Source organism: Pseudomonas sp. NPDC088444, from assembly GCF_044900175.1.
In the GTDB taxonomy this organism is placed as follows: Bacteria; Pseudomonadota; Gammaproteobacteria; order Pseudomonadales; family Pseudomonadaceae; genus Aquipseudomonas.
Window position 1 is genome coordinate 1 of sequence record NZ_JBJDNK010000023.1, and the last position, 16,211, is coordinate 16,211.

Here is a 16,211-nt window from a genome sequence, read left to right on the forward strand (position 1 = left end):
CCAGCGGGTCGGGCACGGCGTGCAGGCTGAAACGGGCCTGACGGTTGAGCACGCGCTCGGCGGCGATGTCCTGATCTGACGAGGTGAATTCGATCCGGTAGGTGAACGGCTCGCTCAGGCGCTCGGTGCCGGTGAAGGTCAGGACGTCGAGGGTGGTGTCGAGGCTGCAGACCCAGAGGGTATGGCGGGAGTGGTCGAAGAACAGACGAGAAGGCTCAAACATCGGCGCTCTCCTCGTTCAGCGATTCGGCGGTCGCGCCTTCGGAAAATTCAAGGGTGATGCCCTCTTCATCGCAATAGCTCAGCGTGACGCTTTGTGTGGGCTGGCCCAGCGCCTGACGCTGCAACAACTGCTGGCTCAGTACTGGCAAAATCTGCTGATTGAGCACGCTGTCGATGTTACGCGCACCGCTGTCTGGCAGCAGGCAGGCGTCGACCAATACATCGCTGAGGCGTTCGTCGATCTGGCCGTTCAGCCCATAGTGGCGACGCAGGCGCTGTACCACTTTGTCCAATTTGAGGGTGACGATGGTTCTGAGCGCCGACGCGTGCAGCGGGCGATAGATCAGGGTTTGGAAACGGGCCAGCAACGCGGGTTGGAAATGCTCGCGCAGGATGGGCCGCAGCCGTTCGTGCAACGTCGCGTCAGGCGCGTCGGGCTGTTGCTCAAGACAGGCCTGCAAGGCATCGCTGCCCAGGTTGGAGGTCATAACGATCACGGTGTTGCGAAAATCGATCTCTCGCCCTTCCCCGTCGCGCATGAAGCCACGATCAAACACCTGATAAAACAGATTGAGTACATCACGGTGGGCCTTCTCCACTTCGTCGAGCAGGACCACGCTATAGGGTCGCTGGCGAACGGCCTCGGTCAATACGCCGCCCTGACCGTAACCGACGTAACCCGGCGGCGAACCCTTGAGCTGGCTGACGGTGTGCGCTTCCTGATATTCAGAGAGGTTGAGAGTGATCAGCGAACGCTCGCCACCGAACAACTGATCGGCCAGCGCAAGCGCGGTCTCGGTCTTGCCGACGCCGCTGGTCCCCACCAGCAGGAACACACCCAGCGGCGCATCTTCGCCGGTAAGGCCGGTTTTGGCCGCACGCAGCCGCTGTGCCAGCGCGCTCAGCGCGTGGTCCTGGCCGATCACGCGCTGCGCCAGTTGTTGCTCCAGCTCCAGCAGGCGGGTTTGCTCGTGCTTGAGCAGATTGCCCAGTGGCACGCCGGTCCAGTCGGCGACCACTTCAGCGACACTGCGCGCATCGACGTCCAGCGAGACCAGGGGTTGTGCACCCTGAATCCGGACCAGCTCCTGGCGCAACAGTGCGCAGTCGTTTTGAGGGGATTCACCACGGCGCATGGCAAGCACGTCGTGACTCAGGCGCAACTCTTCGCGGTATTGCTGCTCAAGCGTTACCAGTTGTTCACCGAGTTCGGCCTGACGTTCGGCAATCTTTGCCAGACGCCCTTGGGCCTGAATGCCGTGCACCTGTCGATCGGCCTCAAGCGCCTGGCTTTCCACCTCCAGCGAGGCGCGTTCAGCCTTGAGCCGCACCAGTGCATGAGGTTCGCAATCGATGCTCATGCGCACCCGTGCGCTGGCGGTGTCCAAAAGGTCGACGGCTTTGTCCGGCAACTGGCGGCCGGTAAGGTAGCGGCGCGACAGATTGACTGCGGCTTCCACTGCCCCGTCAAGGATGTGCACGCCGTGATGCCGGGCGTAGCTGGCCTTGAGGCCCCGCAGCATGACACACGCCGTCGCATCGTCAGGCTCATCCACCTTGACCTTCTGAAAGCGGCGCTCCAGCGCGGCATCGCGTTCGAAATACTGGGTGTACTCGGCCCAGGTGGTCGCGGCGATGGTACGCAATTCTCCCCGCGCCAATGCCGGTTTGAGCAGGTTCGCGGCATCGCCACTCCCGGCCTGATTCCCGGCGCCGATCAACGTGTGCGCTTCGTCAATGAATAGCAGGATGGGCTTGCTCGACGACTGCACGGCCTGAATGACGTTTTTCAGCCGCTGTTCGAAGGCGCCCTTGACGCCCGCCCCCGCCTGCAACAGACCCAGATCCAGCGAATGCACGCGGACCGTTTTCAGGCTGTCCGGCACCTGGCCCTGGGCGATGCGCAGCGCCAGGCCTTCAACCAGTGCGGTCTTGCCGACACCCGGCTCGCCCACCAGGATCGGATTGTTCTTGCGGCGACGACTGAGGATGTCGATCACCTGACGGATTTCATCGTCGCGCCCGAACACCGGGTCGAGCTGTCCAGCTTCGGCTTTGGCGGTCAGGTCCTGAGTGAAGGCGTCGAGCGCTTCGTGGGTCGTATGAGAAGACGGCGTGGCAACGGGAGGCCCGGTCACCTCGTCCGTTGCCACATATGGCTGGACCAGGTGTTCATCCTGTCGAGCCTGTTGTGTTTCTTCAGAATGTTCGTGGAGAAAAGGCACGAGTTGTTCGAGCTGCACCCGGCTCAGACTGAGCAACGGCCACGCCGCTTCACAGGTCAAGAGTTCCGGCATCTCGATCAGAGCACCCAGCAGATGGACTGAGCGCAGCCGGTCATGGTCGCCGTCCAGTGACGCCAGCAACCAGGCATTTTCGATCAGTTTCTGTAATTTGCCGCACAACCGCGGCTTGTCCTGCATGCTGCGAGGCAGAGCGTCCAGATGATTCCACAGCCCTGTCCAGAGCGCCTCCATGTCCCATTCGTAGCGGCGCACGATCAGGGGCAGATCACCATTGGCCTGCCCTAACAGCTTGAACAGCCAGTGCTCGACGCTCACATGGGGGTGCGCGCGGGTCTGGCACAACGACGCGGCCGAACTCAATGCCTGAGCGCAGTAAGGGTTCAGGCGACGCAACAAACGGGTGGGGTTCTGTACCATCGGGCACATCCTTGTTCTGGGGTCAGGGGATGTCGGGGAAACGGCACACGTGGTCCACCACGCGTGCCGTGGCGGGTTATGCGCTCGGACGCTCGCTCCAGGCGTCGGAGTGAATGATGTTGCCGTCCTTGTAGGTCCAGATGATCTTTTCGTAGCGCAGCTCGATCATCTCCAGATGGTTGTGTTTCTCCTTCGAGGGGTCCTTGACGTCGTGCATCTTCGGCGCCACGCCGACCACCTTGACGTTCTCCAGCCGGGTGTTGAAGTACTCGACTTCCTGACCGGCATCGTCGATGCGGTACCACTTGAATTCGGCACTCTTGAGGGTCTGCCCGGAAGTCACGGCCTTGTACAGGTACGCGCTGGACGCATCGATTTCCTTGGTAAAACGAAACGGGGTGTGCACCCGTGCCCCGGTCAGCTTGCCGGTGTTGCTGTCGGTGGGGATGTAGACGTTGTGATCTTGGGCCAACACTTCGATGCTGCCTTCCCGGTTCTGAACGTCGACCGAACCTTTGATCTCTGCGCCACCATCGTCTTGCAGCCACAGATAAACGGGTATAGCCATGTGAAGCTCCTTGTTTACAGCGTTGTGTGCCGCGTCATGCGGCAGGGGTGGAAACGTCAGCGACCGAGCCGGAAGGCATACAGGCCTCCGCTTCGGGCACCAGACGAATGTCGACACGGCGGTTCGCACGGCGACCGGCTTCGTTGTCATTGCTGGCGATCGGTTGGGTATCGCCGAAACCCTGCACCGCGAAACAACGGGCAGGGATGTCCCCCATGCGCTGCATCCAGTCCCGTACTGCGGCCGCACGGGAGCGGGACAGCAGCAGGTTGTGCTCGGCGCTGCCGATGGAGTCGGTATGGCCACTGATCACAATCAGCCAACCCGGCTGAGCCTTGATCCCCTGCAAAGCGTTGATCAGCACCTTGGTCGAATCAGGCCTGAGCTGGGCGCTGCCGCTGCTGAACAGCGACAGGCTGTTCAAGCGTATGGGGACGATCAGTTGCACCACTGGGTCATGGGGCGGTGGGTGGTGCCCGGCAATCATGGCCAGCAAGGGCGCGCGCAACTGCTCACCCCGGTACAGGCCAAACCCCAGCGACAGCGGCTCGCCATGCCGCCAGTAGTTGTCCAGCAAGGAAAGGTCTTCACGCAGGGCTTCGATGGCCTGTTCCTGACGCGCAAACTCCGGCTGATCACGCCGTTGTGCCGCCGTGATCACGGTGTATCGGTGTACGTCATCCGTGACCTGACGCAGCAACAACATGTTCTGCCGGTCGGAACTGAGCAGCGCGATGGCGGCAGCCGAGGTGAATGCCCATAGCGCAATCGTGAAGGCACGACGTCGGGCAGTACGCGCCACCGGCCTTGGCAGTAACGGCAGCAGTGGATCGGGCAGCGGCAATGCTATCCCGGGCACATCGGGAACCGCCTGCGCCAGCGCGATCTTGCCCTGGAGCCATTGTTGCCACAGGTTGCCCTCAACGGATCGAGGCAGTATCGGCACGGCGGCTATTGAACAGACCGCCATTCGCACACTCATGTGCGGGAGGACGCGTTCGCCCAACCAATGCGCTGCGTGATGGGCCTGAATGCAGGCTTTCAGGCGATCGTCCTGTTGCTCTGCACGTTGCCAGTCGGCTGCGGTCAGGCACGCACCGGCATCATGAACCAATGCATCTGAGCCGCCGGCGTGCCAACTGAACCACACGGGATCGGTTACGACAGTCTGCTGATAACTCACCAGCATCAACGGCAGTGGCGCACGGCTCCTGCGAGCCACCGCCAACTGGTGGCAGAAGGTGCGCACATGACCCGCCAGCGCCGACGCATCATCATGCTCGACCGCATTGACCACGAACATCACGCGCAAGCGATCACGGCAATCCGGGTACTGCGCGATCAGGCGCGTCACGGTTTCCGGCAGGTGCAACACATCGGGGATTGCCAGGTACACCCCGGAACGAGTGACGCGCAGGCGCTCGGCCTCACCGCCCAACGGGGACGGCGATTCGGTCTGGCCGTCACCGCAGACCAGCACCACAGGCACCCTGCCTGCCGATTTCAATCGGGCCAGCGTTTCAGCGCAATCCGGCGAAGGCGGCGCCCTGCGCCCGGCCATCAGCCACGCAAGGGTTGTCAGCGCCATCACCACCAAGATCGCGAGGACACGATGCATCGTCGCCAGAGGAAGGATCGCGCACAATGCCAGCAGCAAACCCGCCGTCCACAGGTAGAGCATCCGGGTCAGTTTGAGCGTCATCAGAGCGCTCCCCGCACCGGAGCCATCGACGCGATCAGATCCGACAAATGCTGATCCAGCCCCCACCAGAGCCCGGCGAGCAGCATCGTCGCCAGCAGGCCATGAAGCACTGGCGAGCCTCGCCACCGAAATGCGTCTGACAGCCGTCTGCCAACGAGTTGCCTGCCTAGCGCAGGACCGATGCGCCAGTGCAGCACTTTTTCCCGCAGCGCGTGGACCAGCTCCTGCCGCTCCGGGTGGTCGAAGTCCCTGTAGCGCCCGAGAAACCCCAACGTCAACACTCGCTGATACACCGTCAGGACGTGAGGATCGAGGACTGGCGCACGCAAGGCTTCACGCATTTCCTCATAAAGAAATTCGCCCGCCTGATGACGATTGAAGAACCGCACCTGAAGCGGCTCGCGGGCCCATGTTTCCTTCGCGGTTTCCTCGGCGCAGGTAAACACGGTTTCATCGAGCAGCGCGCATTGCGCATGGCTGATGCTGTCAATGCTGCGCTGACTGAAACCCGCCCTCTGGAGCGCGTCACGTACGTGTTGAACCTGCGCGGCGCACAGGTTCCACAGTTCATTGTTGCTTCTGGCCCGGCCTCCCTGACGCAGTTCGATGATCAGCAGGTAGCTGTCCTGCAGCAACTCATCGGTGTTCACGCCAGCAAAGGGCGAGGTCGTGGATTTGAACAGGCTCATGTGCGCAACACCGCAAACAGTTCGAGTTTCAGGTCATCCAGAGGCTTGGAGATGTAAAGGGCGCAGACCCCTTCGTTCAGAATTGCCCGCCCCTGAGCATGTTTGAAATCGAAGGCGAAATACTGGTTTTCCAGACGTAACGGGATCGCCGCCGGAACGTGGCTGAGTGACTGCAACAGCGTGCCGTCCCGCCCGCTGTTACGCAGTTGGAAGACGTCATCAGGCGTCCCGACCTTGCACAGCACCGGAAACTCCTTTTGCAGGAATGCCGCCGACTCGCGGCAACGTACGGACAGGTAAAAATCGGCGCCCTCCGGCTCGCACAGACGCGGGTCATGCAGTTTGAACTGCCAGCGATTGGCGCCCTTCTTCTCCAGTTCCAGCGTGACCACGCGGGACGGAAGACTGGCTTCGAGCAACGTGGAGATCGTCTGCATCAGCGGCCGAAAAACGCTGCTCAAGTGCTCATGGCTGTACGCCGGAATACGGTCAATGTCGTGCTCCAGCGAGAACGTCAACAGACTGCCTGCAAACCTGATCAGCTCCAGGTACACGGCTTCGGGGTGCCGGTTCGGATACTTCAGCACATCGGCCAATACCGGCTGATAGGTGTTGAGAGCGTTGAGGAGCCAGAACAGCGACACATCCGCTACGGCAAAGTCGGCCATGCGCTGATTGCTTTCCCGGCGCATGCCCATCAAACGCTGCCGCTTGGCAGCCACCTGCGTGAGCAGATTGTCCAGTTGAACCAACAGCCCAGGATGCGCCGCAAAGCTGAGCAAGGGCGGCACGTAGTCCGGATCCAGCGTCCAGGCGCCCTGGCCGTCGCGTGCCAGGCGGGCGACAGGGCACGTGACGTAATCCGCGTTGCTGTCGCAGGACAAGCGCAGGCTCAGGACGTGTTCCAGCACGCCCATCGACTGGGCCTCGTCGCCATGGATGTCTTGCACGTTGCGCCAGTCCTGGCGGTAGCGCATCGGTCGGACAGCACGCTCGCCGTCGAACAGGCAATTGCCGCCATTGCCCTGTTCAAGCGGTAATGCGAGCAGCACCAACGCCTCTTGAAGCGTGGCGGGCAGAGCATCCAGTGCCAGTGCGTCGGGCAAACGGTCCACATGATCGGTGTCGATCGGTGTGCCGTCCGGCAGCTGCAGACTTAACCGACTGGCCTTGAGCTTACCCAGCATCAAGGCCTGCTGATCGAACTGCACCGCCTGAACACCCCACGGATGAACCCATGACAAATGCGCCAGACGCTCCTGGCTCCACGCTTCCCAGCGAGCCTGCTGTTGAAATTGCTGCTGAGACAGCAGCGCACCTGCGGCCCACAGCGGGCGGTCAATCTTCATCGCTCAGACTCCCTGCGAGACTCAGGCCTTGGCCTTGGGCATTTGCGAAACCAGCGACAGGTTGACGTCCATGCCTTCCACCTGAAAATGCGGCACGGCGAACAACTTGACGCGGAAGAAGCCGGGGTTGTCGTCGATGTCCTCGACGATCACCCGCGCCTCACGCAGCGGATGAGACGCCTGAAGGTCGTCGCTCGGATCGGTCATTTCGGTCACCAGCCCACTGACCCACGTGTTCAGCTCCAGCTCCAACAGGCGGCGGTCCTTGGTGGTGCCAATGTTTTCTCGCTGGATGAGCTTCAGGTAATGGGCAATGCGTGAGAGCAGAAAGATGTAAGGCAGGCGCGCGTTGATGCGGCTGTTGGCGGTGGCGTCAGCAGTGTCGTACAACGCTGGTTTCTGCGTCGAATTCGCCGAGAAGAAACAGGCGTAATCACGGTTCTTGTAGTACGACAGCGGGATGAAACCCAGATTGGCGAATTCGAACTCCCGCGTTTCGGGAATCATGACTTCCGACGGAATCTTGACCTGATTGCCCGTACCAAGGTCGTAGAGGTGAATCGGCAGATCCTGGACGGCGCCACCGGATTGCGGCCCTCGAATCTGCACGCACCAGCCATTGGCGATGAAGCTCTTGACCATGTTCGCGGCAAAGGCAAATGACGCATTGGTCCACAAGTACTTGTCGTGGTCGACGCCTTTCACGCTTTCGACATAGTTGAAGCTGCGCACGGGAACGGTGTCGGGACCGTACGGCAGGCGTCCCAGTACCCGTGGCAGGGTCAAGCCGATGTAGCGCGCATCATCGCTGTCGCGAAACGACTTCCACTTGATGTATTCGGCTCGATCGAAGTAGTTGCCGATGTCCTTGATCGCCGCCACTTCCTCCATGCTCTGCTTGCCGAAAAACGCCGGCCCCACGGACCCAATAAAAGGCATGTGCGCTGCCGCCGCGACTTTCGAAATATTGCGCAGTAGCGCAATGTCCTGCGGGCCACGCCCGAACTCATAATTTGAAATGGCTGCCGCGATAGGCTCTCCGCCGGGGGTATCGTATTCCTGGGTGTACGTGTGCAGGTACAACCCGCTCTGGGTGATCTCCGGGGCGTCTTCAAAGTCCTGGACCAGATGATCCTTGCTGACATCCAGCAATTCGATGCGCACGTTCTGACGGAAGTCAGTCTGATCGATCAACGACTTCACACCCCGCCAGGTAGACTCGACGCGCTGGAAATCAGGATGGTGCATGACCGCATCCAGTTGACGGCTGATCTGGCAGTCAAGTGCGGCGATGTGCTCGTCGAGCAGGGTTTTGTCAAGGCGCTGCACTTTGCGCGACGACTGTTTCAACAGATCGAGAAATACACTGACAGCCGCGGTCACCCGCTCGTCGGTCGAGACATCAGACAGCGCTTCAATGTTCTGGAACGATTCGATGTTGCCCAGGGTTTCAACCGGGCTGAGATTGATCTTGCTGAACAAGTCCCCGTAAACACTTTGCGTTTCTTCCGGCAATACGGGAGCGTCGCGCGAAGTCGCGCCGGTATTATTTACAGACATGAATATTCCCTATAAGAAAACCACGTAAAACCGAGATAACTATTCCGTGGCCAAGGCAGCCAACTCGGCGCGAAGTCCGTCACTCAATGTATCGTCTCGAAGAATGCGTTCCAGTTCCTGGCGAAACGTTGCGTTGTCCAGCAAATTGGATTTGAGGTCACGCAGTAAATTGCGCATGGCCAACAGCGCACGCAACGCCGGAATTTGCCGGGCGACGTGCTCGGGTTCAAAATCTTTCATGGCGCGAAACTCAAGCGCAACGCCAGCCTCGCCCCCCTCTCCTGCCACGATATTTTCTACGGTCAGTTTCACACTGGGCGCGTACTCGAATAACACGCTGTCGATATTATTCTTGTTGATGTTGACCTTGTGCCGTTCTGACAACGGGGCCGTTTCCCTTCCGTTACTGTAGTCCCCCATCAGCATGAGCTTGAGCGGCAGCTCGACCTTTTTCAGGGCGCCGCCGGTGTGCAGATCGAGTTTGATGTTGACGCGCGCTTTCGGCACTTCATTTTGAAAACTGTTCGAGGCCATGACTTCTCCTTGACCGGACGCGAGCGTGATCGAATATAAACATTCCGTTTAATACAAACTTGCAAACCACCCACAGACCGATGGCAAACCAAAAGAGTTAAATGTCTAACGCACCCCAGTGCTTTTGACGGGCAGCACGATATAGAGACGACCGGGAACATTCCAGCCCCCAAGGCAACTTTCAGAAACGTCTTACTTGTTTTCTAATTTGGCAATAATCACTTCATCGACTGAGCGCACCGCGACCGCCTATGTATTTTATTAACGAGGAGCCAAAGGGGAGATCTGCTATATCGATGAGGAGAAGGCTAGATAGGATTACCTTCCAGCACAAGGGGGTTAAAAGAATTCGGAAATTTCACGCAAGCGAGAGAGATCGACTGTGTGGGACCCATGAAACTCGGAGCACCAAATACGGTAATTTCCCGATGACGGGCGAGTTCCACGGGTACGCATCAGAGCACCATCAGTCGGTACCCCACCCCCGCCTCGGTCATGATGAATCGCGGGGCCGCAGGATCGTCAGCCAGTTTCTGCCGCAAGTGGCCGACCACGATACGCAGATAATGGGTGTCCTCCACGTGAGTCGGACCCCAGATGTCCTTGAGCAGTTGTTGCTGGGTGATCACCCGACCTGGGTGGCGGGCCAGTTGGGCCAGCACGGCGTATTCCTTCTTGGTCAGGGCGACTTCGTTGTCGTCGAGCAGCACCCGACGGTACGCCAGATCGACCGTCAGCGGGCCGATGACCAACGCTGCCTCTGTCTGGCTGCTGTCCGGTACTTGCCGCAACAGCGCACGGATCCGCGCCAGAAACTCCTGAATGCCGAAGGGTTTGGTCACGTAATCATTGGCCCCGGCGTCCAGCGCGCGCACTTTCTCACCCTCGCTGGCCCGCACCGAAAGCACCAGCACCGGCACACTCGACCATTCGCGGAATTGGCTCAGCACATTTTGGCCGTCGATGTCTGGCAGGCCCAGGTCGAGCACCAGCAAATCGGGCTTGTTCAGCGCGGCCTGACTCAGACCCTCGGTGCCAGTTCCGGCTTCCAGCACTTTGTAGCCTTGTGACGCGAGGCTGATGCGCAGAAATTTGCGAATCTGCGGCTCGTCGTCGATCACCAGGATGGTGGGGGTCTGGCTCATGGAAATCCTGTCAAACGGTATATCAGTTAGAGATGAGGTAACTCATGCATCGCTTTCGCCAGCAAGCCGGCTCCCACATGTTCAGAGTCGAATGCGAGATTGAGGTCGAGCACAGCCCTTCTGGGAGCCGGCTTGCTGGCGAATGAGGACTGTGACCTCCCACCATCACCCATGAAGCGGCTTCCACAAAAAAACGCATACAAAGGATGGCCGCCAGCCTACCGCAAAGCCGCTTGACTACGCCTGCTCCATTTCCGCCTCAGGCTGCGCCTGCAATGGCAAATGTAGGCTGATGCAGGTGCCGCGTCCGTCGATACCCTCGCCGACGCTGATACGCCCACCATGGGCGCCGACCATGCCCTGACAGATCGCCAGACCCAGTCCGGTGCCCTGTCCGCCGCGGTCGCCCCGCGCAGCGGTGTAGAACATGTCGAAGATCTTCGCCCGTTCGGCTTCGGGAATGCCGGGGCCTTCGTCGCTGACCGCGAATACCAGTTCCTCGGCCGACGCGCTGACCTGAATCTGCAAACGGCCATGAAGCGGCGAAAACCGCGCCGCATTCTCCACCACATTGATCAACGCCTGTTCGATCAGCGCAGCGTGAACGTAGAGCAACGGCAGTTCGGCGGGCAGATCGGTAATGACCTGCAACGGTGCCAGTACCGCACGCAGGCGGTTCAGCGTGCTGCCAACGATGTCACCGGGCGAGACCCAGTCCCGCGCCAGTTTCAGTGCGCCGTGGCCCAGGCGCGTCATGTCCAGCAGGTTCTGGATGTAGCGGTCCAGGCGCTCGGCTTCATCGCGCGTGCCCTCCAGCAATTCGCGGCGGTCGTCCACGGGAATCGCCTCGCCCAACGCCAACAAGCTGTCAATGCTGCCGCGCATGGCGGTCAGCGGCGTGCGCAGGTCGTGGGACACCGATGCCAGCAAAGCGCTGCGCAATTGCTCGGTTTCGCCGTGCAAACGCGCGGCTTCCAGGTCCTCAGCCAGACGAGCACGGGCCAGCGCCTGACCCAAGGGCTGGCTCAGCGCGGTCAGCAGGCGTCGGCGCTGAGCCGTAAAATCCTGCCCCGAACGTGGCCTGACACCGAGCAACGCCAGCGGCGCGTCGTCGACCCACAACGGCAGCCACCACCAACTGCCCGATGGCAGAGTGCCCGTGCCTTTGCCCGCAGGCTGGCCGTGTTGCCAGGCCCAATCGGCGGCGGCGCGTTCGAATTCGACGAACTCCAGCGGCCCTCCTGTTTCGACTTTCCAGCCTTGGGCTGTATCGTGATCGAGGATGCACAGCTGCAGCTCGCGCCACCCCGCCAAATGATGCTCGGCGGCACTGAGCACGGCCTGTCTGTCCGTCGCTGCGGTCAGTCGTTTCGACAGGTCGAGCAGCTCGCTGGTCTCTTCCTGCGTGTCGCGTAATGCCTGCAACTGCCGACGCTGACGGGCCGCGAGGTTGCCGGTCAACGCAGCCATCATCAGGAAGAACAACAGGGTCAGCACGTCTTCTTCGCGCTGAATACTCAGGGAGAAATTCGGCGGAATGAACAGGAAGTCATACGCCAGAAACGACAGCACCGAGCAGACCATCGCAGGCCCCACACTACTGCGCACGGCCACCAACAGCACCGCCGCCAGAAACACCAGCGAGATGTTGGGCAAAGCCAACACGCTGGACACCGCCCACGCCAGCGCACTGGCCCCGACCGTCGCCAGCACCGCCAACAGATAATCGAACCAGCGCAGCGAGCGCGGGGTGATGGAGCGAGGCTGATCAGGACGTGCTTCGCTGTCGAGCACGTTGATTTCCAACCCATGTGCATTGCGTAACAGGCGCGCCGCCAGCCCGCCACCGAACACGCGCCGGCGCAGTAGAGGCCGGGACTGGCCTACCAGCACAAGGCTGGCGCGACGCTCGGCGGCGTGTTGAATCAGGGTCTTGGCCACCTCCGGCGCACGCAACACAACGACTTCGCCGCCCAGCCGTTCGGCCAGTTGCTGAGCACTTTGCAGACGGCTGCGGGCCAGTTCATCGAAAAACCGCCCGTTGTCGACATGCACCAGACTCCACGGCAGGTGCCGACGCTGGGCAACGCGACTGGCATGGCGCACCAGCCGCTCGGCTTGGGCATCGCCATCGACCCCCACCAACAGACGCCCGCGCACCGCAGGCGCGGCCTGACCCAGTTGCCGGTAGCCTTGCGCCAGATCGTTATCGACTTGCGCCGCCGCGGTCTGCATGGCCAATTCACGCAGCGCAGTGAGGTTGGTCTGAGTGAAGAACGCGTCGATGGCCGCGCGCGCCTGCTCCGGCACGTAAACCTTGCCGTCGCGCAGGCGCTCCAGCAGTTCGCGGGGCGGCAGGTCGATCAGCACCAGTTCATAGGCTTCCTGCAACACCCAGTCCGGCAAGGTTTCGCGCACCTGCACGCCAGTGATGCCGCGCACCTGATCGTTGAGGCTTTCCAGGTGCTGGACGTTGACCGTGGTGTAGACGTCGATCCCCGCCGAGAGCAGCTCTTGAATGTCCTGCCAGCGCTTGGCGTGACGGCTGCCGGGCGCATTGCTGTGGGCCAGCTCGTCGACCAGTGCCAGTTTCGGTTTTGCGGCAAGCAGACCATCGAGGTCCATCTCTTCGAGCATCACTCCACGGTATTCGGAACGCAGCATGGGCAACTGCGGCAGGCCGCCGAGCAAGGCTTCGGTTTCGGCGCGACCATGGGTTTCGACGACGCCGACCAGCAGCGACACGCCCTGACGCAACTGGGTGTGGGCGGCCTGCAACATGGCGAACGTCTTGCCCACGCCGGGGGCTGCGCCGAGAAATACTTTCAGACGGCCACGGTCATCTCGGGGGAGAGAAGCCAGCAAGGCGTCGGCGCGGGTGTCTGAGTTCACGTGGGGTGTCCTGTTTGTTGACTGGCTCCGGTACAAACGTTGTGGGAGCCGGCTTGCTGGCGAAAACGGTGTATCAAGCAATGTTCGAATGACTGACAAGATGCATTCGCCAGCTAGCCGGCTCCCACAATCATCGCGCTGAGCCGAAGATTTCTGATCGTCCCCCACAAGGGATTCGCGTCAGCGGTAATAATCAATCGTCCCGGCCATCAATTTACTGTTTTGCGGTCGGCAACTCACTCAAACTCTGGTTCAACGCCAGCACATTCACCACCGGCGGGCCGATCAGCGGATTGTAGGTGTTCTCGCTCACCAATCGTTGCACCGTCTCTCGTGACAGATGCCGGGCGGAGGCGACACGGGTCACCTGATAATCGGCCGCCGCAGGGGACAGATGAGGGTCCAGGCCGCTGCCCGACGTGGTGAGCAGATTCAACGGCACCGGCCCCTGCCCTTCGACCGTTTCTTTCGCCGCGTCATCCGCCACTCGCGTGGCCAGCGCCGGGTTGCTTGGCGCCAGGTTGCTCGCGCCACTGGACACGGTAGCGAACGCTCCCGCCGAGGGCCGCGGGTGAAACCACTCTTCGCCAGTAAAGCTCTGCGCGATCAGCTCCGAACCCCGCACCTTGTCCTGATCGTCATACACCAGGCTGCCATTGGCCTGATCCGGAAACACCGTCTGCGCAACGCCGGTCACTACCAGCGGATAAACCCCGCCGGTGATCAAGGTCATCAACACAATCAGGCTCACGGCGGGACGCACTATAGTCGACATCATTCAATCCTCAATTCAATCAGAGCACAGCACTTAAACCAGGTGCAGGCCGGTCAACAGCAGGTCGATCAACTTGATCCCCACGAACGGCACGACAATCCCGCCCAGCCCATAGATCAGCAGGTTGCGCCGCAGCAGGTGCGCCGCACTCGCCGCCTGCACCCGCACGCCGCGCAGGGCCAGAGGAATCAGCACCACGATGATCAGCGCGTTGAAGACGATGGCTGACAGGATGGCGCTCTGTGGGCTGGTCAGTCCCATGATGTTGAGCACGCCCAGTTGCGGGTAAATGGCGGCAAACAACGCGGGCAGGATCGCGAAATACTTGGCCACGTCGTTGGCAATCGAAAAGGTGGTCAGCGCGCCACGGGTGACCAGCAATTCCTTGCCGATCTGCACCACGTCCAGCAGCTTGGTGGGGTCGCTGTCCAGGTCGACCATGTTGGCCGCCTCCCGCGCTGCCTGCGTACCGTCGTTCATCGCCATGCCAACGTCCGCCTGGGCCAGCGCCGGGGCGTCGTTGGCGCCGTCGCCGCACATGGCCACCAGACGCCCGTCGTTTTGCTCCTGACGGATGCGCTCCAGTTTTTTCTCCGGCGTGGCTTCAGCCAGCACGTCGTCCACGCCCGCTTCGGCGGCGATGGCAGCGGCGGTCAGCGGGTTGTCGCCAGTGACCATGACGGTGCGAATGCCCAGTTTGCGCAGCTCATCGAAACGCTCGCGAATGCCCGGTTTGACCACGTCCTTGAGGTGAATCACGCCCAGCAACGTGTGGTCGACCGACACCAGCAGCGGCGTGCCACCGGTCTTGGCGATCTTGTCGATTTCGCGGGAGAGGGTCAGGGGCAGATCGGCGCGATCACGGCCAATGAATGTCAACAGCGAATCCACCGCACCCTTGCGATAAACACGCCCGTCGAAATCCACCCCGGACAGGCGGGTTTCAGCGCTGAACGGTACGGCGGTGAGCTGGCTCGGTGCAGGCTCGTTCATTGAGTGCAGCGCACGCAGGTACTCGACGATGGATTTGCCTTCAGCCGTGTCGTCCGCCAGCGAGGCCAGAAACGTGCCTTCGCTCAGTTCCTTGCCGCTGACGCCAGGAGCCGCATAGACCGCCGCACAACGACGGTTGCCGAAAGTAATGGTGCCGGTCTTGTCCAGCAGCAACACGTGCACATCACCTGCGGCTTCCACGGCGCGGCCGGACTTGGCGATCACGTTCAGGCGCACCAGACGGTCCATCCCGGCGATCCCGATAGCCGAAAGCAGGCCGCCAATCGTGGTGGGAATCAACGTCACCAGCAATGCCACCAGAAACACCAGCGGCAGGTTGCCCCCGGCGAAATGGGCGAACGGTTGCAGGGTCACGACCACCAGCAGAAAGATCAGGGTCAGGCCGATCAACAGAATGTCCAGCGCCACCTCGTTAGGGGTTTTCTGGCGTTTTGCGCCTTCCACCAGCGCGATCATGCGGTCTAGAGTCGATTCGCCAGGGTTGCTGCTGATGCGCACCAACAACCAGTCCGAGACCAATCGGGTGTTGCCGGTGACCGCCGAGCGGTCGCCGCCGGATTCGCGAATCACGGGAGCGGACTCACCGGTGATTGCCGCTTCGTTCACCGCCGCGATACCCGCGATGACCTCGCCGTCGCCGGGGATCAACTCACCGGCCTCGACCCGCACCACATCACCTTTGCGCAGGGTGCTGGCGTTGACCGTGATGAACGCACCGGTCGCGCCTTGCAAACGAGCCTTCAGGCCTTCGGTTCCGGCTTTCAGGCTGTCGGCCCGAGCCTTGCCCCGGCCTTCGGCCAAGGCTTCGGCGAAGTTGGCGAACAGCACGGTGAACCACAACCACAGCGCGATCTGCACAGCCACGAAGGTCGGCACGGCGGGGTTGGGAATCAGGCACAACACGGTGGTCAGAATCGCCGTCAATTCGACCACCAGCATCACCGGTGCGCGTTGCAACTGGCGCGGATCGAGTTTGAAGAAGGCCTGAATCAGCGCCGGACGCCACAGTTGGGCGAAGCCGGTTTTCACGGATTCGGCGATCTGCTCAGGTTGTTTCGGTGCAACGTCTTTGGGTACAGCAGCACGCATATTCATGAT

The 16,211-nt window shown here is 61.2% G+C and carries 12 protein-coding genes; all 12 read right to left on the reverse strand.

What is annotated here, in order from left to right:
- The coding region (locus tag ACI2KB_RS28390) for a hypothetical protein (RefSeq protein ID WP_404640313.1) at positions 1–223 on the reverse strand (223 nt) is incomplete at its 3' end.
- Entirely contained in the window at positions 216–2,885 is a 2,670-nt protein-coding gene (gene tssH, locus ACI2KB_RS28395) for a type VI secretion system ATPase TssH (protein ID WP_404640315.1), read from the reverse strand. The genes ACI2KB_RS28390 and tssH, both read right to left, overlap by 8 nt.
- A 76-nt stretch (positions 2,886–2,961) precedes the next feature.
- The gene (locus ACI2KB_RS28400) at positions 2,962–3,453 is read right to left on the reverse strand and encodes an Hcp family type VI secretion system effector (RefSeq protein ID WP_404640317.1); all 492 of its coding nucleotides are present in this window, start codon (positions 3,451–3,453) and stop codon (positions 2,962–2,964) included.
- Between the two features lie 34 nt (positions 3,454–3,487).
- Positions 3,488–5,155, reverse strand: coding sequence for an OmpA family protein (locus ACI2KB_RS28405; protein ID WP_404640319.1), 1,668 nt, complete (start codon positions 5,153–5,155; stop codon positions 3,488–3,490).
- On the reverse strand, positions 5,155–5,844 hold the full coding sequence (gene tssL, locus ACI2KB_RS28410) for a type VI secretion system protein TssL, short form (RefSeq protein WP_404640321.1): 690 nt from the start codon (positions 5,842–5,844) through the stop codon (positions 5,155–5,157). Before tssL ends, ACI2KB_RS28405 begins: the two co-directional genes overlap by 1 nt.
- Positions 5,841–7,193: a type VI secretion system baseplate subunit TssK gene (gene tssK, locus ACI2KB_RS28415; RefSeq protein ID WP_404640323.1), complete on the reverse strand. Its 1,353-nt coding sequence runs from the start codon at positions 7,191–7,193 to the stop codon at positions 5,841–5,843. Before tssK ends, tssL begins: the two co-directional genes overlap by 4 nt.
- 21 nt (positions 7,194–7,214) lie before the next feature.
- Positions 7,215–8,753, reverse strand: a complete 1,539-nt coding sequence (gene tssC, locus ACI2KB_RS28420) for a type VI secretion system contractile sheath large subunit (RefSeq protein WP_404640325.1) — start codon at positions 8,751–8,753, stop codon at positions 7,215–7,217.
- 39 nt (positions 8,754–8,792) lie between these two features.
- Positions 8,793–9,287 (reverse strand): type VI secretion system contractile sheath small subunit, encoded by a 495-nt coding sequence (gene tssB, locus ACI2KB_RS28425; protein ID WP_404640327.1) that lies wholly within the window; start codon positions 9,285–9,287, stop codon positions 8,793–8,795.
- A 455-nt stretch (positions 9,288–9,742) separates the two neighbouring features.
- Entirely contained in the window at positions 9,743–10,432 is a 690-nt protein-coding gene (locus tag ACI2KB_RS28430) for a response regulator (RefSeq protein ID WP_404640329.1), read from the reverse strand.
- Between the two features lie 237 nt (positions 10,433–10,669).
- Entirely contained in the window at positions 10,670–13,324 is a 2,655-nt protein-coding gene (locus tag ACI2KB_RS28435; protein WP_404640331.1) for a DUF4118 domain-containing protein, read from the reverse strand.
- 214 nt (positions 13,325–13,538) lie between these two features.
- Positions 13,539–14,099 (reverse strand): potassium-transporting ATPase subunit KdpC, encoded by a 561-nt coding sequence (kdpC, locus tag ACI2KB_RS28440; RefSeq protein ID WP_404640377.1) that lies wholly within the window; start codon positions 14,097–14,099, stop codon positions 13,539–13,541.
- Positions 14,100–14,132: 33 nt separating this feature from the next.
- On the reverse strand, positions 14,133–16,208 hold the full coding sequence (gene kdpB / locus ACI2KB_RS28445; RefSeq protein ID WP_404640333.1) for a potassium-transporting ATPase subunit KdpB: 2,076 nt from the start codon (positions 16,206–16,208) through the stop codon (positions 14,133–14,135).
- Positions 16,209–16,211 lie beyond the last annotated feature (3 nt).

Excerpts from the sequence above, each read along its gene's own strand:
- kdpC (WP_404640377.1), bottom strand. The coding sequence starts at position 14,099 with ATGTCGACTATAGTGCGTCCCGCCGTGAGCCTGATTGTGTTGATGACC.
- tssB (WP_404640327.1), bottom strand. The coding sequence starts at position 9,287 with ATGGCCTCGAACAGTTTTCAAAATGAAGTGCCGAAAGCGCGCGTCAAC.
- tssH (WP_404640315.1), bottom strand. The coding sequence starts at position 2,885 with ATGGTACAGAACCCCACCCGTTTGTTGCGTCGCCTGAACCCTTACTGC.
- kdpB (WP_404640333.1), bottom strand. The coding sequence starts at position 16,208 with ATGAATATGCGTGCTGCTGTACCCAAAGACGTTGCACCGAAACAACCT.
- tssL (WP_404640321.1), bottom strand. The coding sequence starts at position 5,844 with ATGAGCCTGTTCAAATCCACGACCTCGCCCTTTGCTGGCGTGAACACC.
- ACI2KB_RS28405 (WP_404640319.1), bottom strand. The coding sequence starts at position 5,155 with ATGACGCTCAAACTGACCCGGATGCTCTACCTGTGGACGGCGGGTTTG.
- tssK (WP_404640323.1), bottom strand. The coding sequence starts at position 7,193 with ATGAAGATTGACCGCCCGCTGTGGGCCGCAGGTGCGCTGCTGTCTCAG.
- ACI2KB_RS28400 (WP_404640317.1), bottom strand. The coding sequence starts at position 3,453 with ATGGCTATACCCGTTTATCTGTGGCTGCAAGACGATGGTGGCGCAGAG.
- tssC (WP_404640325.1), bottom strand. The coding sequence starts at position 8,753 with ATGTCTGTAAATAATACCGGCGCGACTTCGCGCGACGCTCCCGTATTG.
- ACI2KB_RS28430 (WP_404640329.1), bottom strand. The coding sequence starts at position 10,432 with ATGAGCCAGACCCCCACCATCCTGGTGATCGACGACGAGCCGCAGATT.